General features: G+C 59.0%; 22 protein-coding genes and 5 pseudogenes. 12 read left to right on the top strand and 15 right to left on the bottom strand.

The window, feature by feature from the left end:
* Window positions 1-131 precede the first annotated feature (131 nt).
* From ACP7BS_RS09495 to ACP7BS_RS09485, 3 genes are all read left to right on the top strand, one after another.
* Window positions 132-548 carry an organic hydroperoxide resistance protein gene (locus ACP7BS_RS09495; protein WP_426230454.1) on the top strand — a complete coding sequence of 139 codons (417 nt, stop codon included), beginning with the start codon at window positions 132-134 and terminating at the stop codon, window positions 546-548.
* 27 nt (window positions 549-575) lie between these two features.
* Window positions 576-701 carry a hypothetical protein gene (locus ACP7BS_RS09490; RefSeq protein ID WP_426230453.1) on the top strand — a complete coding sequence of 42 codons (126 nt, stop codon included), beginning with the start codon at window positions 576-578 and terminating at the stop codon, window positions 699-701.
* A gap of 1,017 nt (window positions 702-1,718) precedes the next feature.
* Entirely contained in the window at window positions 1,719-1,940 is a 222-nt protein-coding gene (locus ACP7BS_RS09485; protein ID WP_426230452.1) for a DUF2798 domain-containing protein, read from the top strand.
* Between the two features lie 192 nt (window positions 1,941-2,132).
* Here ACP7BS_RS09485 and ACP7BS_RS09480 read toward each other — a convergent pair.
* The 8 genes and pseudogenes from ACP7BS_RS09480 to ACP7BS_RS09445 form a co-directional block, all read right to left on the bottom strand.
* Window positions 2,133-2,810, bottom strand: a pseudogene (locus ACP7BS_RS09480) (FAD-dependent oxidoreductase); the annotation flags it as partial.
* A 163-nt stretch (window positions 2,811-2,973) separates the two neighbouring features.
* Entirely contained in the window at window positions 2,974-3,210 is a 237-nt protein-coding gene (locus tag ACP7BS_RS09475) for a tautomerase family protein (RefSeq protein ID WP_426230451.1), read from the bottom strand.
* Between the two features lie 63 nt (window positions 3,211-3,273).
* A complete protein-coding gene (locus ACP7BS_RS09470; protein ID WP_426230450.1) occupies window positions 3,274-3,987 on the bottom strand; it encodes an SDR family NAD(P)-dependent oxidoreductase in 714 nt (237 codons plus the stop codon).
* Window positions 3,988-4,118: 131 nt separating this feature from the next.
* Window positions 4,119-5,434, bottom strand: a pseudogene (locus ACP7BS_RS09465) (epoxide hydrolase family protein).
* A gap of 23 nt (window positions 5,435-5,457) precedes the next feature.
* Window positions 5,458-5,841, bottom strand: coding sequence for a cupin domain-containing protein (locus tag ACP7BS_RS09460; RefSeq protein ID WP_426238065.1), 384 nt, complete (start codon window positions 5,839-5,841; stop codon window positions 5,458-5,460).
* A gap of 80 nt (window positions 5,842-5,921) precedes the next feature.
* Complete coding sequence (locus tag ACP7BS_RS09455; protein ID WP_426238063.1) at window positions 5,922-6,518, bottom strand: VOC family protein; 597 nt, start codon at window positions 6,516-6,518, stop codon at window positions 5,922-5,924.
* Window positions 6,519-6,643: 125 nt separating this feature from the next.
* Window positions 6,644-7,450 carry an SDR family NAD(P)-dependent oxidoreductase gene (locus ACP7BS_RS09450; RefSeq protein ID WP_426237788.1) on the bottom strand — a complete coding sequence of 269 codons (807 nt, stop codon included), beginning with the start codon at window positions 7,448-7,450 and terminating at the stop codon, window positions 6,644-6,646.
* 53 nt (window positions 7,451-7,503) lie between these two features.
* The gene (locus ACP7BS_RS09445) at window positions 7,504-8,598 is read right to left on the bottom strand and encodes an enoyl-CoA hydratase/isomerase family protein (protein ID WP_426237786.1); all 1,095 of its coding nucleotides are present in this window, start codon (window positions 8,596-8,598) and stop codon (window positions 7,504-7,506) included.
* 274 nt (window positions 8,599-8,872) lie between these two features.
* Here ACP7BS_RS09445 and ACP7BS_RS09440 point away from each other — a divergent pair, with 274 nt between their 5' ends.
* On the top strand, window positions 8,873-11,722 hold the full coding sequence (locus ACP7BS_RS09440; protein WP_426237784.1) for an ATP-binding protein: 2,850 nt from the start codon (window positions 8,873-8,875) through the stop codon (window positions 11,720-11,722).
* A gap of 85 nt (window positions 11,723-11,807) precedes the next feature.
* Window positions 11,808-12,326 (top strand): annotated as a pseudogene (locus ACP7BS_RS09435) (prolyl oligopeptidase family serine peptidase); the annotation flags it as partial.
* Window positions 12,327-12,422: 96 nt separating this feature from the next.
* Here the strand turns inward: ACP7BS_RS09435 and ACP7BS_RS09430 are convergent.
* Window positions 12,423-12,614: a hypothetical protein gene (locus ACP7BS_RS09430; RefSeq protein ID WP_426238090.1), complete on the bottom strand. Its 192-nt coding sequence runs from the start codon at window positions 12,612-12,614 to the stop codon at window positions 12,423-12,425.
* Between ACP7BS_RS09430 and ACP7BS_RS09425 the strand changes: the two are divergent.
* Window positions 12,546-13,249: pseudogene (locus ACP7BS_RS09425) on the top strand (IS5 family transposase). The gene ACP7BS_RS09430 and the pseudogene ACP7BS_RS09425 overlap by 69 nt on opposite strands.
* A gap of 99 nt (window positions 13,250-13,348) precedes the next feature.
* A complete protein-coding gene (locus ACP7BS_RS09420; protein WP_426237782.1) occupies window positions 13,349-13,651 on the top strand; it encodes a hypothetical protein in 303 nt (100 codons plus the stop codon).
* Window positions 13,652-13,726: 75 nt separating this feature from the next.
* Here ACP7BS_RS09420 and ACP7BS_RS09415 read toward each other — a convergent pair whose 3' ends face one another.
* Together ACP7BS_RS09415 and ACP7BS_RS09410 are read right to left on the bottom strand one after the other, a co-directional pair.
* Window positions 13,727-14,557 (bottom strand): NAD(P)-dependent oxidoreductase, encoded by an 831-nt coding sequence (locus ACP7BS_RS09415; RefSeq protein ID WP_426237780.1) that lies wholly within the window; start codon window positions 14,555-14,557, stop codon window positions 13,727-13,729.
* Window positions 14,554-15,477 carry an SDR family NAD(P)-dependent oxidoreductase gene (locus ACP7BS_RS09410; RefSeq protein WP_426230444.1) on the bottom strand — a complete coding sequence of 308 codons (924 nt, stop codon included), beginning with the start codon at window positions 15,475-15,477 and terminating at the stop codon, window positions 14,554-14,556. The genes ACP7BS_RS09415 and ACP7BS_RS09410 overlap by 4 nt, the downstream gene beginning before the upstream one ends.
* Before the next feature lie 105 nt (window positions 15,478-15,582).
* On the opposite strand from ACP7BS_RS09410, the gene ACP7BS_RS09405 reads away from it, so the two are divergent.
* Window positions 15,583-16,488, top strand: a complete 906-nt coding sequence (locus ACP7BS_RS09405) for a LysR family transcriptional regulator (protein ID WP_426237778.1) — start codon at window positions 15,583-15,585, stop codon at window positions 16,486-16,488.
* A gap of 56 nt (window positions 16,489-16,544) precedes the next feature.
* Here the strand turns inward: ACP7BS_RS09405 and ACP7BS_RS09400 are convergent, their stop codons facing one another.
* Both ACP7BS_RS09400 and ACP7BS_RS09395 read right to left on the bottom strand, forming a co-directional pair.
* Window positions 16,545-16,943: a DUF305 domain-containing protein gene (locus tag ACP7BS_RS09400; protein ID WP_426230442.1), complete on the bottom strand. Its 399-nt coding sequence runs from the start codon at window positions 16,941-16,943 to the stop codon at window positions 16,545-16,547.
* Between the two features lie 69 nt (window positions 16,944-17,012).
* The gene (locus tag ACP7BS_RS09395) at window positions 17,013-17,537 is read right to left on the bottom strand and encodes a cytochrome P460 family protein (protein WP_426230441.1); all 525 of its coding nucleotides are present in this window, start codon (window positions 17,535-17,537) and stop codon (window positions 17,013-17,015) included.
* Between the two features lie 509 nt (window positions 17,538-18,046).
* Between ACP7BS_RS09395 and ACP7BS_RS09390 the strand changes: the two genes are divergently transcribed.
* Together ACP7BS_RS09390 and ACP7BS_RS09385 are read left to right on the top strand one after the other, a co-directional pair.
* Entirely contained in the window at window positions 18,047-18,703 is a 657-nt protein-coding gene (locus ACP7BS_RS09390; RefSeq protein ID WP_426230756.1) for a response regulator transcription factor, read from the top strand.
* A 77-nt stretch (window positions 18,704-18,780) separates the two neighbouring features.
* Window positions 18,781-19,167: a response regulator transcription factor gene (locus ACP7BS_RS09385; protein ID WP_426230440.1), complete on the top strand. Its 387-nt coding sequence runs from the start codon at window positions 18,781-18,783 to the stop codon at window positions 19,165-19,167.
* Between the two features lie 3 nt (window positions 19,168-19,170).
* Here ACP7BS_RS09385 and ACP7BS_RS09380 read toward each other — a convergent pair whose 3' ends face one another.
* Window positions 19,171-19,653 carry a winged helix-turn-helix transcriptional regulator gene (locus ACP7BS_RS09380; RefSeq protein WP_426230439.1) on the bottom strand — a complete coding sequence of 161 codons (483 nt, stop codon included), beginning with the start codon at window positions 19,651-19,653 and terminating at the stop codon, window positions 19,171-19,173.
* A 115-nt stretch (window positions 19,654-19,768) separates the two neighbouring features.
* On the opposite strand from ACP7BS_RS09380, the gene ACP7BS_RS09375 reads away from it, so the two are divergent.
* Both ACP7BS_RS09375 and ACP7BS_RS09370 read left to right on the top strand, forming a co-directional pair.
* Window positions 19,769-21,106 carry a glutamate-5-semialdehyde dehydrogenase gene (locus ACP7BS_RS09375; protein ID WP_426230438.1) on the top strand — a complete coding sequence of 446 codons (1,338 nt, stop codon included), beginning with the start codon at window positions 19,769-19,771 and terminating at the stop codon, window positions 21,104-21,106.
* Window positions 21,107-21,260: 154 nt separating this feature from the next.
* Window positions 21,261-21,667: pseudogene (locus tag ACP7BS_RS09370) on the top strand (DUF6130 family protein).
* 230 nt (window positions 21,668-21,897) lie between these two features.
* Here ACP7BS_RS09370 and ACP7BS_RS09365 read toward each other — a convergent pair.
* On the bottom strand, window positions 21,898-22,446 hold the full coding sequence (locus ACP7BS_RS09365; protein ID WP_426230437.1) for a carboxymuconolactone decarboxylase family protein: 549 nt from the start codon (window positions 22,444-22,446) through the stop codon (window positions 21,898-21,900).
* Window position 22,447 lies beyond the last annotated feature (1 nt).

Genomic DNA, 22,447 nt, shown 5'->3' with positions numbered 1-22,447 from the left:
GGTAGCTTGTTCCAGCAGCCCCTACGCTCTGACACAATTCCGACCTTTTCGAAAACATGCCGGATACGTCAAGGCGGCAAACCACTCCGGTCAACAACGTCGCCCTACGCGACAGAACGAAGGAGTGTTCCATGACGACGATCGAGAAGGTCCTCTATACCGGCAAGACCCATACCACGGGCGGTCGCGACGGCTCGGCTAGAAGCGACGATGCGCAGCTTGACGTCAAGCTGTCGCCTCCCGGTAGCGGCAAGCCCGGTACTAATCCCGAACAGCTCTTTGCCGCCGGCTGGTCCGCCTGCTTCATCGGCGCCCTGAGCCTGGCTGCAGCCAAGCGCAAGATCCGGTTGCCGGCCGAGACCGCAATCGACGCGGAAGTTGATCTCGGCATGACCGGAGACGCCTACCACCTGCAGGCACGATTGAACATCAGCCTGCCAGGCCTTGATCCGGAGCTCGCACGGGCGCTGACGGATGAAGCCCACCAAACCTGCCCCTATTCGTTGGCCACGCGTGGCAACATCTCGGTCGAGCTGAAGCTTGCCTGAGCAGTCTCAGAATCCATGGAGTGTACGATGAAACGCTTGATCGTTGGCATGCTGGCGCTTGCCGTCTTTGCAGCGCCTTGCGTCTATGACGTGGTCTCGCCGGAACCATCGCCTTTGGTCGCTGTCGCCACAGCCGTTGGCCTTCAAGGGTAGATAGACCGGAAACCGGAGAGGGAGCGACTGCGGAAACAGCCGCTCCCATTTACCGTCAGGACTTGTGGGCTTCGTCCTCAAGTACAACCGCAGCCTCAAGCCTCGAGGAACCGGCTGTGAGAAGAAGGTAGTCGAGCATTGATTTCGAGGTCGGATACAGAGGGCGGCGGCATCATCAGACCCGTCGTGCTCCTGTCTGACCGCCCCACCCGGCTGCAAGTTACCCGCAGTGCGACGTCGGAAATGTCGAGAAAAATAACGGCGACGTACTGACGGCGATCATTGGAATCCTTCACAACCCATTGGTGGATTTGATCGCATTGGGCATCCGGCCGAGACGATCCAGCGGCTCCATATTTCGACGCCGCTCACCTCGCCTAAAAAGATGCAGGCTATCGCCCATCTCCTTACACCTGCCGTAGCCGCCGGAAGCTGATGCGCGGCAAACTACTCAGGTTCGCCGTTGGATCAGGACTAGGCACATACTGCTCTAGACCTTGAAGGCAATGTAAGCCCTTTTAACAATAACTTGCATCCAACGGACGCTAAGAGCCCATTGTTTTGTCGACCAGTTTTATGTGTTGCTGGCGAAATCGTATCTCATCAAGAGCATGGGTTAAGCGTGCACCTTGCGGACTTCAGGATGATCCACGAACTGTAGGTTAGCAGGATTCATGCAATAGGATTTTTCATGAGCGCCTAGCATCGCGCGCCCTCGCGGCCCGCCCTGCAGCTTCCCTCGCTTGAATTGCACCAAGCGGCCCAAAAGCATTCCGGGCACTACGCAGCGCCAAGGCCATGCTGTCTCCGACGCCCGGCCTTGGCTGCCTACAATGTGTTACATAACTGGCGAGCTCTGACATACCCGGGATACGTCACACCAGCTTAATGCGGCTATCGAGCGCTATTTATGACATCGGTTTCGGCAACCGCCGAAACCGGAGGTGAATCCACTCGTCATGCTGTGATCGATGGCACTGCCCGTCCTTTCAACAAGTCTAAGTCATGGAGAATTCAATGAGCACACAACTGAAACGAAAAATTGCCTTCGCGCTTTTGATGGGCGTCGTGACGACAGGGATCATCTCGTTCGTCATCCTCGCGTTGAATTTGGGTTTCTCTGAAAAATTCGCCCTCGCGTGGCTGCGTTCATGGGGCATTGGCTACGTGATCGTCATCCCCGCGATCCTACTTATCGGCCCGCGCGTGCAAACCCAGGTCGAGCGCCTGATCAAGTGAACCGCTAATTGGTTATCGAGGTATTGCCCATGTCAAAACTATAACCTGTGTTGGCGGAGTACGTCTGCCGCGCCCGACAAACCGCGACCCGCCCGTTCTCCGGCTTCACTCAGCGTGAACGCTTGTTTAGCCGGTGACACGATACAACGCAGATATGCGCCTCTCTGTGCGGACCTGAATTCCCTCTGCCTAAAGGATTACCCGAATAGCTTCGGAAGTGTCCTCGTCCTCGCGCGAAGCCACATGGATTGCGCGCTCGTTCACGGTGACTGACGAGCCGAACCGTCGATACATCTGCGCGAACTCCAGGCCAATATAGCTGCCGCCTATGACAGCGAGGTAGCGAGGCAGGGTGTCGAGGTCGCGGATTGAAGTACTGGTCAGGTAGTCGATGTCGTTGTCTCCAGGGAAGTCTGGAATGACCGGGTGAGCTCCGTCGTTGGGGAATATCTGGGGGGCGGTGAGGTTCTCGCCGATGACGCTGACACTGTCGGCTGCCTTGAACCGAGCGTGGCCATTGACGATGGTAACGCCATCCATATTGCCGAGCCAATCTTCCAGACCATTGCGCGCATCGAAGAACCCTTGTTTGCGCGATGTCGAACGACTTGCATATCGGCCGAGACTGCGCCCTCGATTTTTGATCCCCAACTCTGAGCGCGCCAGCTGGTGTAGGCCGCGCGGGCGCTTCCAACCAGCGTTTTCGTAGGCGTGCGAACGGCATTGACACAGGTTTCGCCGAGAAACCTTCGTTCAATAAGCGCAACCTTCGTGCCGCGTTCGGCCATTCGCGCTGCTAGAAAAGGGGTAGGCCCGACCAGCGCCAATGAAAATCGCATCGAACCGTTGCGTCTCAGTGCTCCGAACTATCGAGACGTTGATCCTCGAGGAAGCGTCTCGTCGCAGCTTTTCGCTACAGACCAAGTTATCACACTACATTGTCTGTCCTGGCGCACCGACCATGCACTCGAAGCAACACCGGTTTTCGCGCAAAAGGTTCAAGTGGGGTGTCTGCTCCACGCAGGACAGCTGTTCAAGGCTTGGCGGCGGCGCGCAGCTTGCGATACTGCGCTGTCGGAAGCCCGCCCCAACCCCAGTTATCGAGCTCGACCTCTTCGATGACGACGTAGGTCGATTCAAGTGGCTTGTTCAGTACGTCGAGTAGAACCTGACTAACGCCCGCGATAATGGCCGCCTTTTCCTCGGCGGATACCGAATTGCGACCAGGCGCAGTTCCCTCGCGGGTGACCTGTACGGTGACGATAGGCATTGTAGTCTCCTTTTCGAACTCTTGATGTGTTGTTCGGCACCTGACCGCACTACCATCAGGTGCTCACCAGCGTCCGGCGCTCTGGCCGCCATCGACATGCAGGATCTCGCCGGTGACGAAGCTCGCCGTCTCCAAATAGAGGACGGCATCGACGATATCGTGGATTTCGCCCATTCGCCCGACCGGATGAAGGCCGGCTAGGGCCGCGTGCGTTTCGGGCGGGTTCATCGGCGTCTTAATGATCCCCGGCGAGACGGCGTTGACGCGGACGCCGCTCTTGGCAAACTCGATGGCAAGCTCTTTGGTAACGGCGTTCAGGCCACCCTTGGTCAGGGACGCAAGCGCTGCTGGTACACCAGCAATTGGCTGATTGACCAGGCTTGTGGTGATCGTGACGATATGGCCGGAGCCCTGTTTCAGCATTTCGGCGGCGACGCGCTGGGTAATGTGGAAGAACCCGGCGACGTTGACACCCATGTTTCTGTCGTAGTCTTCCTGGGTGAACTCGACGAACGGCTTGGCAACGAAGACACCCGCATTGTTCACCAGCGTGTCGATACGGCCGAAGTGCTCCAGCGCTTTGCGCACAACGCGCTCGGCAGTCTCGGGCTTGCTGATATCGCCGGGCACTGCGAGAATATCAGCGTCGGAATAGGCCTCGACGGATCGGGAGGTGGCGATGACGCGGTAGTTCCGGTCGCGGTAGGCGCGCACCAGGGCTGCGCCGATCCCTTGCGAAGCGCCGGTGACGATGGCGATTTTCTGTTCAGTGCTCATAATCTGATCCTTTCACGGAGGTTGAGTGCATCGTCAGTTCGATGCATGTTTGTTGGGGGCGAAGCGCAGCAAAGAGCTTGGGGTTTTGTGCCAATTGGTTTGCGCTTCCGGTACTCGTCGATTGCGGGCGCTTAAGGCCGCATAGCCTTGAATGCGGCTCTAATCTCTTGGCTAAACAATTCGGGTTCCTCCCAAGCTGCAAAGTGTCCGCCCTTGGAAACCTGGTTGTAATAGACGAGGTGAGGGTAGGCCTTGGAAAGCCATTTCTTCGGTGGCTTGTAGACTTCGCCGGGAAAGACGGTGACTCCGACGGGAACTTTGATGGGAGTCAACTTCGCTCCAGACGCGGTGTTCTCCCAGTAGATCCGTCCGCTCGAAGGGCCGGTATTCGTCAGCCAGTACAGCGTGATATTGTCGAGCAATGCGTCCTTACCCAGGGCAGTCTGCGGATCGCCCGCCGTAAAAACCCAGTCGGCTATCTTGTCGTACAGCCATGCCGCAAGGCCCACAGGCGAGTCCGCGAGTCCGTAGCCTATAGTCTGGGGACGAGTATTCATGATGGCAGCGTAGCCGAAGCCGTTGTTCACGAAATCACGAACCTCTCCAAAAACCATCTTTTCTTCCGGCGAGAGAGTGTCTGGTGCTGGTGCGCCGTTCATGAGCGCCTGTGCTGCTGCGGTGGGAAACGTTGTCGCGCGTTCGACCCGGTTGACGTGGATGCCCAAGAGACCAACGGGTGCGTGACGGCCAAGGGCATCACTGATGATAGCGCCCCAGTCGCCGCCTTGGGAGACGTAACGGTCATAGCCGAGACGCTTCATCAACATGTCCCATGCGGCAGCGATGCGTGAGGATTCCAGCCCGTACTGGTCGGTTTCTGCGAAAAACCAAAGCCGGGTATCGACGGGAGCACCAGATGGAACGCTTCGTCTGCCTTGCCGCCATGCGCCGTCGGATCGGTGAGTGGCCCGATAACGTTCAGGAGTTCGAAGACAGACCCTGGCCAGCCATGCGTCATTATGAGCGGCAGGGCGTTTTCATGTCTTGAACGTACATGGATGAAATGGATGTCCAGCCCATCAATGTTGGTCAAGAACTGGGGTACCGCGTTGAGCTGCTCTTCGGCCTTTCGCCAGTCGTAGGACGTCCGCCAATAATTGACGAGCTCCCTCAGTTGCGCCGATTGCACGCCCTGAGACCCGTCGATCACCGTTTCGTCATGCGGCCAGCGGGTCACGGCAAGACGCTGCCGCAAATCGGTGAGTGCGGTCTCAGGAATGACAGCCTGGAACGGCCGGATCGCCCCGGCGGCGGGCACTGCATCGACCGCGTCAGCTGCGATTGCCACCAGTGGGAGGATGGCGGTGGACAGTCCTATCGCAGCACTGCCGACCAACAGAGAGCGTCGGGACATCTGCAGTGCATGATTTGATTTTTGTACTGTCATGGCTGCCATCCTTCTTTTGGGGCTTATTTGACCAGTTCGACGAGGGCGACGCCCTTACTGACGATGTAGGTGGCAAGTTCCGACGCCTTGGCGGCACCGACGTTCCTGGCGGAATGCGGTGTTCCAGCAGGAATGAAGAGCGACTGGCCTGCTCTGAGCGTGACAGGCTTTTGCCCCTCGAGCTCGTACTCAAGCGTACCCTCGATTACATAGGCGACTTCCTCTCCGGGATGCCTATGGCTGACCGCGAAGACGCCTGGCGCGAAGTCGACCCTGACCTGGACAACTTCCTTTCCGGGGACGCTGATGTCGCTTTTGATGAGATCGGTTCGCTGCACCTGCAATTGCTGGGCCTGGACCGTCGAAAACGGCATAATGGACAGCGCAATGGCTGAGATGATGATCATGTGAGTGTTCATTTGTTTTTACCTTTTAGGTTTCAGATGTTGCGGATAGGACGGCGAGGGCGGGTTGCCCAAGCTCTGTCTCAGAGCGGCAGGGGCTGACCGGCCTGTTCCGCTACGATGTATGCGGCGTACCAGTCTGACCAGTTTGCATCATGTTGATCACCGTTCCGCTTTTCGTGTTCGCCGTGTGCGGAGGCGGCGCGTCGAAGCGCCGCCGCAAGCTCGGTCGATGACGTGAAGATCGTTGTGTTCGTGTCCACGCGGCCTGGCAGCCTGTCGGTCACCTCCTGCAGGAGCCAGGTGTTGCCGTCCGGGTCACTGAATGTGGCGAACGACCCGTAGCTGCGCCGCTTCGGGTCTCGGCCGCTGATCGCAGGCTTTCCCGGACCTGCACGGTGAAACACGTCGCTTACCGCGACGCCGCGGACTATAAGCTCGGCCCGCGTCGTCTCGATGTCAGAGACGATAAGAAAGAGGCCCTGAGCTGAGCCTGGCTCAGCTGATGTAGCATTCGTTCCAAAGTGCACGGAACTGGGTGAGCCGGAAGGTGTAACCTGCACGACCCTGAACGCATCTCCGACAGTAAAGTCGGCATCCAGTCTCCAGCCAAGGTCTGTGTAGAAAGTCTTGGCGCGTTCCACATCCGAAACCGGGATGGTGACGACCTCGAGCTTCATGTCCAGAGATCGGCCGTGTGCGGTCTCAATTGTGGGTTTGGAATTTTTGTCTCCCTGATGGGCTTCTTCTAACTGTGGCATTGTCGTTTCCTCTTCTCTTGTTGGTTGGTTGATGTGCATCGGCACTAAACGGTGGCCGGGGTGCGGTAGCGAGCCGACGGGGTGCTAAGGGAAAGGCTCGGGATCAGTCTTTGCCGTGCCGCTTCGTATGCGTCCCAATCGGCCTCATCCGGAAGTGAGGGAATCGTGACGTGTTCGCCCTGGTCCAGGCCGGCAAGTGCTGCATCGACGAGGTCATCCGATTGCATGACCATCTTGCTGGGCAGGTGTTCCAAGGAGCCACCGGCCGCGACCCAGAATTTGGTCGCGGTGGCTCCGGGGAGCACGGTTTGGATACGGATATTCCTGTCGGAAAGCTCCTTGTGAAGGGATTGGCCGAACGCCAGTACAAAGGATTTGGTACCGCCATAGACTCCGTTCAAAATCTCCGGCGCGATGGCGACGGCCGAGGAGATGTTGATGATCGTGCCACGTCCGCTGGCCACGAAAGGCGGAACAACAGCGTATGTAAGCCGTGTCAGCGCGATGATATTCAAGGCGATCATCGCCTCCATCTCATCGACGTTTGATTCAAGCAGCGATACCAGGGCGCCGACGCCGGCGTTGTTGACCAGCATGGTGATGGCGGGATTGGTGGCCAACAGCGTCTCGATTCCCTTCAGATCCGCCTTGTCGTTGAGGTCGGCAGCGACTGTCTGCACGTTACGATCCGTTGCGCTGACCAGGCGGTGGGCCACGTCGGCCAACGCGCTTTGGTTGCGTGCCACGAGGATGAGATCGTACCCGCGATGCGCCAGGCGATCGGCGTAGATCGCTCCGATACCCGCCGAGGCGCCTGTGATCACGGCGATACCTTTTTTGGAGGTTGTCATTGGAAATTCCCCTGTTTGATTTGCGTGGTTCGATCCGTCCGAGGAACCGACAGTTAGTCCTGGGTGAGGGCCTCGGTGTAATGACCAAGCTTGCGTTCGATCTCGCCGTTGGTTTGCAGGCCCAGTTTCATAAGTTGGGTGATTTTGGCTTGCGCCTCAGGACGTTGAACGGATGTTATGAATGCATCCCATCCAGCGGCGATCTCCGGATCACTGGGAAGGCTTGCGAAATCGACCAGCCGCTTGGTGTCGGCAATCGCTTTGCCGTCAAAGTTCGAGATGCGCATGGCGAGCGCATTCACGAAACCGTCAAGCTGATCATCCGGCATCGAGCGGTTAACGTAGCCATATCTCTCGGCCAGTTCGCCGTCGATGTCGTCGGCGCCTAGCAGAATTTCCAGTGCCCGCCCGCGGCCCACCAATCTTGGAAGCCTTGCCATCGGTCCGCCACCCGGCACGAGCGCCGCGCCGACTTCCCATTGAGACAGGATGGCCTTTTCGCGGCTTGCGAAACGCATATCGCTCGCTAACGCAAGTTCGCTCCCGACACCGGTCGCTCTTCCACGGATCAAACTGATCGATACGACCGGCGCCCGAGACAACCGTACCAACATATCTGGGAGAGGATGAAGACCTGTAGGCCCGGAGGGCAAGCCAGTGGAATCCGACAGCGGAGGAACAAAATCATAGTGGGTGAGGAAGAACCCGGGAACCGCGCTATCGAATACGACGACCTTGAGGTTCGGATCATTTTCGATCGCGGTGATCACGGTGTTAAGCTGCGGGATGGTTTCCGGGCCGAAGATGTTGAATGGCGGATTATTGAATGTTACGCGCCAGTAGGAAGGCGTGCGGCGCTCCACAAGAACCTGATTTGTGGATGACGTCGCGCTTTGGGGCATAGTTTTTGCCGTCACTTGGGTTGTCGCGATTTGAGCGAGTGCGGTAGCGCTCAATTCCGCGCCGACCGCCGGGGCCGCGCTGGCACTCATGATGGCGACGGCCAATATTCCTGCTGAGACAGCACTGTGTCGGTTTGCTCCAATGAAGTTTCGCTGGGTCGGGACATTCTTCTCTAATGCTGCGGCACGAAGCGGCGACTTCTCCAATCGCCCGTGCGGTACAGTTGAAAGTGATACTGATGACATGTCGCGCTCCTGTATTGAATCGCCAACTCTCAGACGGTTACGTTGGAATCTTCGGTGGCCGGCGGCCCGTTTTCGTGATGAAGAGATGGTAGGCGCAGTTCAATTGGGGCGCCACTTAAGCTCCGTGAGCAAACCTGAAATATCCTGAAACCGTCTGATTGTTGCCGATAGGGGTCGATACCGTTCCATGCACGCGATAAGCGGCGGCCATTGCGCGTAAGCGATGCCTAAATTATAAATTGGCGGACCTGAACAAATTGAGACGGTCATCGTGGTGGGACAGATCGAACTACGCGTGTTTGAGTTCCGCGGTTGGGAGGTCGATCTCGCGCGTCGAGAATTGCGCTCTTTTGGCTCCGTGGTACCGATCGGCAGCCGCGCCTTCGAGATTATCGAGACATTGTTAGCTTCGGACGGCGAACTGGTAACGAAGGACGATTTGATGAAGCGGGTGTGGCCCGGTCTCGTCGTCGAAGACAACACGATTCAGGTCCATATTTCTGCGATCCGGAAGGTTCTCGCCGACGATCGAGATATCCTCAAGACAATTGCCGGCCGGGGCTACCGGCTGCTCGGCGACTGGACCGCGCGGCAAGAAAATACTACCACGCAGCACCATCTGCACGAGCGGGCGCAGTCCCCGGTGTTTCCCTTCACGACCAATATTCCGATGGCAACATCGCCGCTCGTAGGGCGCGAGACTGCAGTCGAACAACTCAGCGACCTTGTCTCAGCCCATCGTGTAGTGACACTGACCGGGCCGGGCGGCATCGGAAAGACAGTGCTGGCATCGGAAGTTGGACGCAGGTTGTTTCCAAAGTTCCAGGGCGACGTCTTATTTATTGAGCTAGTGTCGTTATCAGATCCCGACTTGGTTCCGTCGACAGTTGCTCATGTCCTCAATTTGCAAACACACGGTGAAAATCTCTCGCCGGAATTGGTGGCCAGGGCGATCGGCGACAGGAGGGCCATGCTGGTCTTCGACAACTGCGAGCACGTCATCGAGGCCGCAGCCGCGCTTACCGAAAACATCGTTCGCGGGTGTCCGAATGTCTGCGTGTTAGCGACCAGCCGGGAGCTCCTTCGCATCGACGGTGAATTTGCCTACTCCGTGCTTGCACTGGAGGTGCCGGCATTGGAATTTGAGGGCTCGCAGGACGCTTTGGATCATAGCGCCGTGCAATTGTTCGTTGCTCGGACGCGTTCACTGCGGACAGATTTTGAGCCGTCGGGTGAGAAAATTTCGGCGATGGCTTCGATCTGCCGTCAACTCGACGGCATTCCACTCGCTATAGAGTTAGCAGCTGCTCGGGCGGCAACGCTCGGTATCCAGCAGGTCGCAGGACGCCTTGACGATCGCTTTGCGTTGCTTACTGGCGGCCGTCGCACCGCCCTGCCGCGACATCAGACGCTACGCGCGACGCTGGATTGGAGTTACGATCTCCTGCCCGAGGCCGAGCGCCGGCTCCTTCGGCACCTTGGAATATTCCCTGCGGGGTTCACGATCGAGGCGGCCACCGCAGTGGTTGATGAGATGGAATCGAGTGTCGCACTTGGTATTTCCAGCCTGGTTTCCAAGTCACTGGTAGTGCTGGAGGGATCGGAGGCGGCACGACGGTGGCGGCTGCTCGAATCCGTTCGAGTTTACTCGCTCGAGAAGCTTGCGGCCTTAGATGAACATGGGCGGGCCATGCGCCGCCTCGTGGAATTTTGCCTGCTGCTGTTTTCACCGCTAGCATTAGGGAGCGAGTCCGACGTGATGGTCGACGACCTTGAAGAGTACCGCCGCGAGATTGGCAATCTTCGTGCGGCGTTAAATTGGGCGTTGTCGCCTGGTGGAGACGCTGCTCTCGGAGTTGCGCTTGCAGCCGCTGCAAGCGATTTCTGGCTCGGTGTTTCGCTGGTCGCTGAGGCAGGCGAGTGGGCTGGAAAGGCGCTCGGACAGCTCGGCGACGCCACCGGAACCCGCTCGGAAATGGTTTTGCGATGCAGCCTCGGCTACGCCCTGATCTATACTCAGGGGATGAGCCCTCACGCGCGCGACATGCTTCTCGGGGGTCTGGCGCTTGCCCATGCATTCCAGGATTTCGACTACCAGCAGCGCGCCAGCGGTGGACTGTGGCTATTTTCCGCTCGCTCGATGGCATTGAAGGACGCGCTCGCCTTTGCTCGCAAGTATGAGAAGGTTGCCGGAGGAGATTACCTCCAGTCTCACGCAACGGCTGCTTGGATGATTGGAATACCGCAAACCTATATGGCGATGCATGGCGAGGCCAATGAGCGGCTGCAGCGGGCGATTGACCATTATCCTTCCGCGAGGCGGCGGCGCGATATGATGCGCCTTGGCGCCGATGTGCGAACGTCGGCAAGAGCGCACAATACCGTCAATCTTCTGTCGCAAGGTTTTTTGGATGCAGCGTCTCGAACGGCAGACAGCGCGATTAGTGAGGCGCGTGAGACAAATCAACCATTCGTGCTATGTGTGGCCCTTGCGTGGGCAGCCGGCTTCGTCGCGTTAAGCCTTGGCGAATTTGACAAGGCAAGAACCTTAGGCGAGGAACTCGTGCATCTCGCGTACAAACACGGGTTGCGCCCGTTCTACGCAGTAGGTCTCTGTATCCGAGGCAGCCTGGCGGCTAGAAGTGACAACCCAGAGGCGGGGATCGACCCTCTCCGCTCAGGCCTCGCGGAAATGCAGCAAACAACTTATCTTCTGTTCTATCCCTTTTTTTCCACGGAGCTTGCCGCCGCATTGGGAGCGATCGGTCGGTTCGACGAGAGCCTTGAGGAAATCGGCAAGGCGCTGCGCTTTGCGGTCGAGACGGAATACCGCTGGTTCGTGCCTGAAATTCTTAGGGTACAAGCTGGACTTCTCGTCCTGCGGGGTTCCGGTGATCCGGCGTTGATCGAGAGTCTCCTACGCCAATCCATGGCGCAGGCTAGTGCGCAGCAAGCGGTTTACTGGGAACTGTCTGCGGCTGTGTCTTTGGCAGAGCGATTGCGAGTTGTGCAAAAACACGACGAGGCTCTTGAGGTCCTTGCGCCTGTATATGGTCGTCTTAGTGAGGGATTCTTTGCGCCGAGGGTCAAACTGGCCAAAAAACTATTAGACGAACTGACATAATTCGTGTCGTTCCGCAGTCGAAAGATACCTCAGGATGGAGGTCGATTTGGCTTTCGAACCTGGCGCTAGTCGGTGGGCGACCGGCGACATCGAGAAGGTTAGATCGAACGGCATTCCGAAATTGATCGAGGAAGGAAGGACGTTCCCCTTCCTATTTTCGCCTCAGAATCCGAGTGAGGAACTGCTGTATCCGATCGAGAAAGTGGAAGCGGCCCTTGACGAGGTCATGTCTAAATACCAGGTCGATCGCACGCGGGTCTATGTCGTGGGCTTCAGCCGCGGCGGTTTCGGGACTTTGGGGAGGGCGGAACAGTTTCCAGATAAATTTGCCGCTGTCGTTCCGATCGCTGGTGGCGGCAATCGCCACTATCTGAGCAGAACAAATGAGAAGGCGGCCTTTTGGGTGTTCCACGGCACCAATGACGACGTCATTCCATTGTCGGATTCGGTCGTGCTTTACGAGCGTCTTGTCGGCCTGAAGCGCAATGCTCGTTTGAGTGTTCTGGAGGGCGTGGACCACTCGGGCGTCGAGTGGGCCGCCTTAAACGATCCTGCGCTTTGGGATTGGCTTTTGAAGCAGCGCCTTGAGATCGCGCCACAGTAGACCTGTGAATCCTTTCGATAGTCATAAGGAGAGTGATGAAAGCTGCCGTTCCAAATTCTCATCTCTCGCGTTGTCGACTACCCTGTTCCTCTAGGGCTAAAACCCACTCAACACATTGATCTGGATTGACAATTGTGATTCAATCGCTCCACAAGAGGAGTTTTGGTCATGGCAGGTGAATTCTGGCTTGATGATCGGCAGTGGTCCAACATTGCGCCTTTGCTTCCAATCAACCAGCCTGGCGCTCATCGCATCGATGACCGCCGGGTCATCAGTGGCATTATTCATGTGCTGCGGTCGGGTTGCCGGTGGCGGGATTGCCCTGCCTGCTACGGACCGCCAACGACAATCTAAAACCGGTTCCATCGCTGGTCGGCACGCGGAATATGGCGGCGATTGTTTGACGCCTTGGTGCAAACGACCGACCGGGATATCCACATGATTGACAGCACCACGTCCAAGGCCCATCGATCGGCAGCAGGAGGAAAAGGGGGGCGGATGGCGAAGCAATCGGCCGCTCGCGGGGCGGTAGATCGACAAAAATTCATGCTGTTGTCGATAGTCGCGGCCGTCCCGTCGCACTCAGGATAACTCCGGGCCAGCGAGGCGACGCACCCATTGCCGTGCCTCTGCTCGCAACCCTGCCGCCAAGCCGCCTATGCGCCGCTGACACGGCCTATGACAGCAACGCCCTGCGCGCCTTCCTCATCGCGCGCGGCACCGAACCTGTGATCCCCAACAATCCAACCAGAAAACGAATCCAGCCTTTCGATCCTGTGGCGTACAAACGTAGAAACATCATCGAACGCACCTTCTGCCGCCTCAAGGATTGGAGACGCGTCGCAACTCGATATGACAAGCTTGAAACCAACTTCACAGCAACATGCTACATCGCCGCCATCTTCATATGGTGGGCCGATTGAGTCTCGACCCTAAAGCAGCGGTCGTGATCCTGCCATGCTTTTTCGCGATCACCCACGCCACGCCGAGGCGTGATTCTGAATGATATAAGGAGTTTTGATTTGTTGAAGACCACGTTTGCCGCCACCGTCGCCGTAGTTGCTTTGACCCAAGTCGCCAGCGCTTCCAGCGACAGCGCATGGAATGCCTTGTTCGCCAAGGCGAATGGCACCTGCATCGGCCAATCGCGAATGGTGTCTCCCGAAGCGACCGCGCCGGTGGTCTTCGACGATGCGGCGGGCAAGATTGCGATTCTTCTTCGTGAGAAGATCGGTAAGTCGAAGAAGGTGGTGAACCTCATCTGCCTGTACGACAAGAAGTCCGGCAAGGCGTCCATCGCAGAGTACCAATGGCTGGGACAGTAAAAAACAATGGCCCGGCGATTTCGTGCAAGAAATCGCCGGGCGGGGAACGAGGCTGACGCCTCGTTCCCCGCACTGCTACTGCAGTCTCTGCACCAACGCCTCCAGCGCTTCCGGACCCTTTGTCGCCCATTCCTGGATCGCCGTCGGATCGACGCCCTTCCGACGCATTGCCTCCGCGAATTCGTCGACGTCCACCCGGTTCAACTCGGCGATGTGTGCCGCATTCCCGACCGTCACTCGGGTGCCCAGAGTCTGCAGGATGAAGCTTCCGCCGCTGCTGTGCGCGAACGCGTCGCGGAGGCCAGCGAGGGAGACGCCCAGCTTGTCAGCCATTGCGAACACCTCGACAACGTTTCGCATGTTCGAGACGGTGAGAGCGTTGTTGCATAGTTTCGCCATCTGTCCGGATCCGGCCGCTCCCATCGCCACGATATGCTTGCTATGGCACTCGATGACCGGCCGGGTTCGATCCAGCGCATCGGTCCGCCCGCCGACGAAACAGGTCATGGATCGCGCCTCCGCGCCAGGACGCCCGCCGCTGACCGGCGCGTCCAGGAAATGCACGCCCTGTTCTTCGGTCATTCGTTCGAAGCCTTCGGCCTCGGCGGGATCGCCGGTCGCATGGCTCACGACTGTCCCTCCCTTGCCTAATGCGGGGAGCAGGGAGGGGTCAGACAGAAGGTCATGCAGGTCGGAATCGCCACGAAGGCACAGGCAGAGAACGTCCACCTTTCCTGCAAGTTCGACAGGATCGTTCTCTTTCATGTGCCGGGCGCCCCGAAGCCCGTCATAGGAGACGGCCCGTCGCGCCCAGACGTGCAGATCGAACTTCTTCGCGATCGCTATGGCCATCGGCGCACCTTGATCGCCGAGGCCGATGAAGCCTACCCGAACGGCGTCGCTCATTTCGCTTCCCCCACGATCCGGAGCGCCATTTCCCACAGTCGATCCGCATTGGCGCTGTCGAGCGCGTAGGGCGCGACGCCTTCGAGCTTTCCATCCAGCCGCCGAGCGATCACGGGCGCCTCTTGGCAATTGTCGAAATATCGGCCGTTGACGCCCTCGACGAGGGGCGACGCTGCAAGCAGCACGGACGTCGAGGCGCCTTGCTCAGGGTTCTTGCGAAGGTGTTCAGGAGTCTTGAGACCACCGGTGTGCCTCTGAAGGTTTGTTGCGATGGCACCAGGATTGAGGGAGTTTGAGACGATGCCATCGGACGACCATCGATCTTTGATCCCAACCGACAGAAGGATGCAGGCCGTTTTTGATTGAGCGTATCCCAGCAGCGGATTGTACTGTGCGAAGTGGAAGTGCGGATCATCCCAGATGACTGGGCCAAAGAGGCTGCCGTTCGAGCTTACGGATACGACTCGAGCGCCGTTGGCGGCGGCGAGGTAACGACGTAGCCCGACCGTCAGCGCGAAGTGGCCCAGGAAGTTCGTGCCGAACTGAAGCTCGCATCCTTCATCGGTCCGCTCGAGTTCCGGCACCATCATGACGCCAGCATTGTTCACAAGAGCGTGAATTGGTTTGTCCCAGTCGGACACGAACCTGTGTACCGACTGCAGGTCGGCGACGTCTAGCGGACGGACGTCAATTTTCGAGTTGCCGGTCTCCGCCCTCAGGCCGCTTGCAACTTCCTCAGCGGCGTCGACACGCCTTGCCGCTATGGTCACAGACGCACCCGCCGCAGCGAGGCTCTTCACCGTTTCAATGCCTATGCCGCTAGCCCCGCCAGTCACGACTATTGTCTTGCCGAACAGATCGACGCCAGCGAGAACCTCAGATGCGGTCGATGTGAAGCCGAATGGAATTTGCTTAGACATTTTAGTTCCTTTCGTTGGGTTGTGTTTGAGATAGCATTTAGTCATTGTGCTGATTAGATGGACAACGACCAACGGCATGCTGAGAGATTTCGAACGGTAGGCGCCTTGTCGCCCGCCGAGCTGGCAGCTTTCGCTGGGGTCGCGGAGTACGGCGGTTTTCGAGCTGCGGCTCGACGAAGCGGTCTCAGTCCTTCCGCTCTCAGCCACAGCGTCGCGAGCCTGGAGACCCGCCTCAATGTGCAGCTTTTCCACCGCTCCACCCGCAACGTATCGCTCACCGACGCCGGCAGACGATTTTTCGCCCGACTTCGCCCAGCACTTGCTGAGATCGCCGACGCCGCCGACGAACTTGGCGAGTTCAGTTCCAAGCCTTCTGGAACGTTGCGGATCAACGCGGATGCGGCGGCCGCAGAGCAGGTCCTGGCTCCTTTGATGCTCGAATTCATGGCGGCGTTTCCTGACGTGCGGGTCGAAATCGTCAGTGAACGACGGCTTGTCGACATCGCTGAAAACGGGTTCGATTGCGGCATCCGTTCCAGCGAAATCATCTCGGAGGACATGGTCGCAATCCCAGTCGGGCCGATGCAGCAGCATATCGTCGTCGCCGCACCAGGGTATGTTGCAGGCCGTCCTGCGTTACGATCGCCAGCTGACCTACAAGACCATCGTTGCGTTCAGCTACGAATGCCCGGAGGCGGCCTGTACCGCTGGGAGTTCGAACGGAGAGGGGAACCACTGGTCGTCGAAACAACGGGCGGCCTCGTGCTTGACAATTCTAGGCTCATTCTTGCAGCGGCGGTCCATGGCTACGGCCTTGCATACGTGACGAAGTGGATGGCTTCACCCGCCCTGGAAGCCGGAGCTCTGGTGGAACTGCTAGGAGAGTGGACACCGCCCTATCCGGGACTGCATCTCTATTACCCCAGACACCGCCATCTGAATGCCTCCATGCGGGCATTCGTCGCTTTCCTGCGCGATCAAAACCACCCCGAGAGGATGGCCCGGTCCTAACATCACCTGACCGCTGACCGGCCGCTACAAATCGGCGTGGCGATTTCGATCCGTCACTACGGGAGAGATTGCGCGCATGTGGTCGCGCAGGTCGCGCCCTCTGCCGAAGGCGACGCGGGGTCGCCGACTGCGAGCTTCATTGCAGCTATCTCCTGCCGCTGATCGGCGATGATCTTCTGCGCGATCTCTCGAATCCTCTGGTTCTTGCCGTGTTTCACGACCGCGGCCGCCATGTCGATGGCGCCCTGATGGTGCGGCGTCATCATTGCCACGAAGTCGCGATCAACGTCTCCCGTCGGCTTCACATCCATCTCCGTCATCATCTTGCTCATCGCGGCCGCATTTTCGGCCATGTAGGCCGCTTCGTGTCCGCTGACATTCATGTGCGCCATGCTGCCATGGACCGCGTCTTCGGCAGCGACGGGATTGATGAAGAGGGTTTCGGCGGCAAGCATGGCGAGGATGATCCGCAGGTACTTCGTTCGCATTGAACTACCTTTCTCTATTGACGTCCGCGTCCACGCTCACGGGGAGTAGTGGCTGAACACGAGGTCCTTCGACCCGTTCAGTTTCTGGTGACAGGCAAAACAGCTCTTCAAGAGCGGCTCGCTTCGGTTGGCGATCCCATTTTCGAATTGTCCGTAGCCCCAGCCGCCGCTTTCGGCATATTTCTTCGAGTCCTTCACGCTGATCTGGACGTTCGTCGGATCGCCGGCGACAAAGGATTGGGGCGCCGGAAATACGGCGTCGTTTTCCGGCGACGACTTGTAGACGTATGCCAGGCGGGCGATTATCGAACCGTCTGGAAAAGGCTTCTTGCCCGAGCGGAACGCCTCATAGGCGACGTCATTTCCAAGGATAGCGCGAATGTCGTTGTTCTTGCCCGCCTCGTGGGCGACGGTAATCATGCGCCAGTTCCGGTACCCTCCGGGAAGACTGACGCCGTAGACCGGCGAAACGTTTTCCACCGCGCCGCCGATGGCCGCTGCGGCGATCGAGACCGCGGAAACGCCCAGGAACGATATCCATAGTCTTGGGGCTTTCTGCATTTTAACCTCCGAATCAGAGTGAGTTCACGCTGACGGCTCCAACCGCGTGTATTTGAGGGGTGTTCTAGCGATCTCCATTCCTGAGGCTCCGAACCCCATTCCGAGCACACTATGGTGGGAGTTCGCACGCATATTTCGAATTCGTGCGATGATGGCCCATGCGCCGGGAAAGGAGACGCGCGCGAAATCGTACGCTTTCGATAAACGCAGGTCGGGGGCGTCGTCATGATGAAGTTAGGCCCAACTAGGATCGCTCATGACCTACAATCCAGAGATGCTTGCTTCTCGAGTTTCTCGTAAACGTCGGATCATTTGGTCGATCATAAGGGGCGGCCTGGCCCTTCTCTTTGGCCAGGTCGCCGAACATCTCCTCGCTCGACGGCCCACGGACCATTTGCATCATGGAATACCAAACGCATGACGCCGACGATGTCCGCTCTGGCGTTCAACACGTTCCAGGCATAGCATTCTCACCTTTCGACCCGGGTGTCTGGAGCGATGGGGGACACATGAGCCAAAGACAGGGTGGGGAAGGTTCTTCGCTGGTGGTCGTCATCGAGGACGACCGGGGCGTTCGCGAGTCTCTCGTCGGCCTACTCCGGTCCATGAGGTTCGACGTGGAGGCATTTTCCTCCGTGGGTGAGTTCTGGGCGAAGGGGCAACTGGCATCTGTGGGATGCATGATCCTGGACGTCAGGCTTCCCGGCCAGAGCGGCATCGAATTCTACGAGGAAGTGCGCTCGCGCGGTTTCCTCAAGCCGGTGATCTTCATGTCCGGGCATGCCGACGTGCCGATCGCCGTTCGCGCAATGAAGGCCGGCGCGGCGGAATTCCTCACCAAGCCCGTCAGAGAGCAGGATCTGCTTGATGCCGTCCATGCCGCGCTGAGACGAGAGAGCGGCTCGGTGAAGAAAGAGGCGGCGGCCGCGGGCGCGCGCGCCAACTTCGACAGGCTCACGAAGCGGGAGCAGGAGGTCCTCGTGCTCGTCGTGGAGGGAAAGCGCAACAAGCAGATTTCATCGATGCTAGGTATCACTGAAGCGACAGTGAAGTTGCACCGCGGAAACGTCATGCAGAAGATGCATGTGCAGACGCTACCCGAACTCGTACGCCACTATGACCTTCTCGAGCTGGGCGGGAGAGGCAGCCCATCGATTGGAAACTAGCATTCGACCCACGTGCGCTCGCACGTGAGTTGGCAGCGGGCGCCCCACCCTGGGGATCGGGGCAACAGGATCGTTCGATGACTGAAACTGTCAATCCGCCTCTCGTAATCTGCGTCGAGGACGACGCGTCGGTTCGCGACGCCCTCAGGGGCCTGCTGCGGGCATCCGGGTTTCGCGTAGCCGCATTCGCCTCCGCCGAAGAGTTTCTCGCCTCGGCGGAACTGGCCGCCGCGCGTTGCTTGATCACCGATATACACCTTGCCGGGATTTCAGGACTGGATCTGCTCGACAAGCTTTCGGACATGGCGCTCACCATTCCATCGATCCTGATAACCGCTCACGCAGACGCCGCGAACGGAAGCCGATCTCGCAGCTCCAGCGCGACCAACGTGTTCCTCAAGCCGGTCAATCCTTCCGATCTGCTTGACGCCGTCCGGGTCGCATTGAAGGCCGACCCGGTATAAGGCCTAACGCTTCAAAGCGTAGCGTTGGCGTACGTCTTCCGCGGCCGCAGGCCCTGCCGTCCAGCGGAAATTGGGGTGCGACATCGGTCGACCGCTCACGGCGTCCGTAAGGACGGGTTCCGCCTCCGCTCCGGTCTCGGCGTCGACGATCACAACGCTCTTGCCCTCGGGGGCGAAGTGCCGGTTGCCAAACGCGAGCATGGCATGGAGAACCGTCTCGAAGTCGCGGCATCGTTCTGTGGCGATGTATTCGTAGCGGGGCGGCGACGCGCTGTAACGACGGCGCTCGAGCATCCCCGCTTCGACCAGAGATTTAAGACGTCTGGCGAGCATGCCCGGTGCAATTCCAAGGCTGCGCTCGAACTCCTCGAAACGCGAATATCCGTGCAGAGCGTCGCGGAGGATCAGCATCGACCACCACTCGCCAAGCTGCTCGAGGCTCCGTGCGACGGGGCATTGCATGGTCTCAAAACTCTTGTGCTTCAAGGCGAAGTCCAGACTTGAAAGGCATGCGTGGGAAGGCTAGGAGTTAACTACTATTATGGTAGTTACTACGAGACGTTGCTAGGGAGCAAGGTCTCGGTGATCAACGGAGCGATAAATGCTTGAGATGCGCGAAACCATGGTTAGAGGTGAACCGTCTTCCGGCGCGAGGGCTGCGTCGGACCGCCGACCGTCGGTTTCCGATCGGGAGGCGGACGCACTTGTTGCCGAAATGGGAAAACGAGCAAGGGGCGCATCGGCAATCCTGTCGCTAGCGCCCACCGTACAGAAAGCGGAAGCGCTTCGAGCCGCAGCTCGTCTGACCCGTGAGGCGAAGTCGGATATTCTTGCCGCGAACGCCGAAGACGTCCACGAAGCCGACCAGGTTGGAATCACGCCACCTATGCGGGATCGGCTGAAGCTGGATGCAGCCCGCGTCGAGCAGATCGCGGCCGCACTCGAGTCCGTTGCCTCGCTCGACGATCCCGTCGGAAAGGTGATCGACAGCAAGGTGCAGCCGAACGGGCTGTTGCTGAAGCGGATCAGAGTTCCGCTCGGAGTGGTCGGCATCATTTTCGAAAGTCGCCCGAACGTCACCATGGACGCCGGTGGTCTCGCCCTGATGTCTGGCAATGCCGCGTTGCTGAGAGGAGGCTCCGACGCCGAGCGCACCAATTTCGCGCTCCATGCAGCCTTGACGGATGGCATCGTCGAAGCAGGGCTGCCGCGCAACGCGGTTCAGGTGGCGCCGACGACTGATCGCGCGATAGTAGGAGCATTGCTGCGAGCACAAGGTCTCATCGACGTAATCATCCCGCGCGGTGGGAAAGGGCTCGTCGAGCGGGTACTGGCAGATGCGCGCGTGCCGGTCCTCGCCCATCGTGACGGCATCAATCACTCCTTCGTCCATGCCGCAGCCGATCCGGACATGGCCGAAAGGATCGTCGTCAACGCGAAGATGCGGAGAACGATCGTATGCGGTTCAACGGAGACCCTGTTGATCGACCGCCGATATCCTTATGCGCGCAAGCTTGTCGCCGCGCTTGCCGACGCCGGCTGTGCATTGCGCGCCGACGACTTGTCAATCGACCTGGACCCCCGGATGGTTCCAGCGACGTCTGAAGACTGGGATACCGAGTATCTCGACGCGATATGTTCGGTCGCGATGGTCGATGGGGTGGAAGGGGCGATCGCGCATATAGGGCGGCATTCATCTCAGCACACAGATGCGATCATCACAGCGGACGAGGAGGCCGCGTCTCGCTTCCTGTCGGGTGTCGACAGCGCGATCGTCATGTGGAACGCTTCGACCCAGTTCGCCGACGGTGGCGAATTCGGGCTGGGCGCCGAGATCGGCATCTCGACCGGGCGTCTCCACGCGAGAGGCCCAGTCGCACTCGAGGGGCTCACGACGTACAAGTGGCAAGTCATCGGCACAGGGCAATCGCGGCCTTAGGACGGTCGCAGCCGTCTCCAAGCGTATACCACGGTCTCTCACGCGAACTCTTTCGACTTTGACGGCTACAAGGACGACACTCGGCCATGAGATGGTTGCCGCTTAGGGAAGGTCCCGGCGGTCGCCGATCCGGCAAGTCAGTTTGGAGATCGTCATGGCCCGAGAGACAGTTACAACACCCAGCGCTCGCGACATACGCGGTCCGTGCCCGCTGATCCCCATCGAGGACGAGCCAGCGCCGGAACTCATTGTCGACCAGCCGTTGTCCGATCCTCTGTCGCGCGGCTAGGTGTTCATTCAGTACTGGGCGGAAAACCTTCGTATCGTCCCAGTCTTCGGAAGGGCCGCCCTTCAGGTCTCGCCGCGGATCGGTCACGTTCAAGTAAGGTCGACGATCTGCCCTGGCACTTCGTCGACGCCAGCGGCGAGACTTTGATCATCGTCGGTCTCCGGCGGGGCAGGCATAAGGTTTTCGTCGAACTCGCCGATCCCAGTCATCGTGTCCTCGCGGCGAAGACGGTCAGCTTCGACATACCGGAAGGGTCTAGTCCGAACATCTAGCTCCACGGAGATCGCTCGCGGAACCCGCCAACCACGCACCGCCTGATCCCCTAACAGGCCGCGATCTCCGAAAGCAGGCCCTCGCGATCCCCCACCGCGAGGGCCTGTTCTTTTGCGACCGGTCTGGAGTCGTTGCATCTCATATGCCTGAATCGTGTCCATCGCCAAAACCCCGGCAGGCGTTGGGCGCCTGCCGGGGTTCTATTTTCAAGATATTGGCGGAGGAGTGGTCACGCGGCGTCGCGTTCCACTTTCGGGAAATCGATGTCCGTCTTGAAGACTTCGTTGAGATAGTTGGTGAACGTGTTCGCGGCGACATGCGCGACGATCTCCAGCAGCTCGCCGTCGTCGAATCCTGCTGCCTTTACGTCATCGACGTCCTCAGTCGAGATGCCACCTCGCGCCTCGGCGATCCTCACTGCGAACTTGACTGCGGCGCCGGCTCTCGCCTCAGACGACCCGCCGCGCCTCGCGGCCGCGATCTCCTCGAGGCTAAGCTTGGTGACATGCGTCCCGGTGTAGGTATGAGCGGCAAGACAATATTCGCACCCGTTTTTTTGCGCGATGGCCAACGCGATCCGCTCGCGGATCTTCTTGTCGAGCCTACCTTTACCGAGCGCTCCGTTTAGCGCCACGTAGGCGTCCAGGACCGCAGGACTGTTGGACATCATCCTGAAGACGTTTGGAAGCGAGCCGATCTGCGTCCTGACCGCCTCTAGCGTTGCTTTCGATGCTTCCGGTGCAGCCTCCAGGGTGGCTGGGATTGGAATGCGTGCCATG

Source organism: Pararhizobium sp. DWP1-1-3 (assembly GCF_049896125.1).
Taxonomy (GTDB): domain Bacteria; phylum Pseudomonadota; class Alphaproteobacteria; order Rhizobiales; family Rhizobiaceae; genus Pararhizobium.
This window is presented reverse-complemented; position numbering and strand designations above follow the sequence as displayed.

What these genes read in the sequence shown, in the direction of transcription:
- ACP7BS_RS09415 (WP_426237780.1), bottom strand. Translation starts at nt 14,557, where the DNA reads ATGAGCGACGCCGTTCGGGTAGGCTTCATCGGCCTCGGCGATCAAGGT.
- ACP7BS_RS09395 (WP_426230441.1), bottom strand. Translation starts at nt 17,537, where the DNA reads ATGCAGAAAGCCCCAAGACTATGGATATCGTTCCTGGGCGTTTCCGCG.
- ACP7BS_RS09455 (WP_426238063.1), bottom strand. Translation starts at nt 6,518, where the DNA reads ATGAAGCTCGAGGTCGTCACCATCCCGGTTTCGGATGTGGAACGCGCC.
- ACP7BS_RS09385 (WP_426230440.1), top strand. Translation starts at nt 18,781, where the DNA reads ATGACTGAAACTGTCAATCCGCCTCTCGTAATCTGCGTCGAGGACGAC.
- ACP7BS_RS09390 (WP_426230756.1), top strand. Translation starts at nt 18,047, where the DNA reads ATGAGCCAAAGACAGGGTGGGGAAGGTTCTTCGCTGGTGGTCGTCATC.
- ACP7BS_RS09485 (WP_426230452.1), top strand. Translation starts at nt 1,719, where the DNA reads ATGAGCACACAACTGAAACGAAAAATTGCCTTCGCGCTTTTGATGGGC.
- ACP7BS_RS09470 (WP_426230450.1), bottom strand. Translation starts at nt 3,987, where the DNA reads ATGAGCACTGAACAGAAAATCGCCATCGTCACCGGCGCTTCGCAAGGG.
- ACP7BS_RS09475 (WP_426230451.1), bottom strand. Translation starts at nt 3,210, where the DNA reads ATGCCTATCGTCACCGTACAGGTCACCCGCGAGGGAACTGCGCCTGGT.
- ACP7BS_RS09375 (WP_426230438.1), top strand. Translation starts at nt 19,769, where the DNA reads ATGCTTGAGATGCGCGAAACCATGGTTAGAGGTGAACCGTCTTCCGGC.
- ACP7BS_RS09445 (WP_426237786.1), bottom strand. Translation starts at nt 8,598, where the DNA reads ATGTCATCAGTATCACTTTCAACTGTACCGCACGGGCGATTGGAGAAG.
- ACP7BS_RS09460 (WP_426238065.1), bottom strand. Translation starts at nt 5,841, where the DNA reads ATGATCATCATCTCAGCCATTGCGCTGTCCATTATGCCGTTTTCGACG.
- ACP7BS_RS09430 (WP_426238090.1), bottom strand. Translation starts at nt 12,614, where the DNA reads ATGAATAATGCCACTGATGACCCGGCGGTCATCGATGCGATGAGCGCC.
- ACP7BS_RS09400 (WP_426230442.1), bottom strand. Translation starts at nt 16,943, where the DNA reads ATGCTTGCCGCCGAAACCCTCTTCATCAATCCCGTCGCTGCCGAAGAC.
- ACP7BS_RS09495 (WP_426230454.1), top strand. Translation starts at nt 132, where the DNA reads ATGACGACGATCGAGAAGGTCCTCTATACCGGCAAGACCCATACCACG.
- ACP7BS_RS09365 (WP_426230437.1), bottom strand. Translation starts at nt 22,446, where the DNA reads ATGGCACGCATTCCAATCCCAGCCACCCTGGAGGCTGCACCGGAAGCA.
- ACP7BS_RS09450 (WP_426237788.1), bottom strand. Translation starts at nt 7,450, where the DNA reads ATGACAACCTCCAAAAAAGGTATCGCCGTGATCACAGGCGCCTCGGCG.
- ACP7BS_RS09410 (WP_426230444.1), bottom strand. Translation starts at nt 15,477, where the DNA reads ATGTCTAAGCAAATTCCATTCGGCTTCACATCGACCGCATCTGAGGTT.
- ACP7BS_RS09490 (WP_426230453.1), top strand. Translation starts at nt 576, where the DNA reads ATGAAACGCTTGATCGTTGGCATGCTGGCGCTTGCCGTCTTTGCAGCG.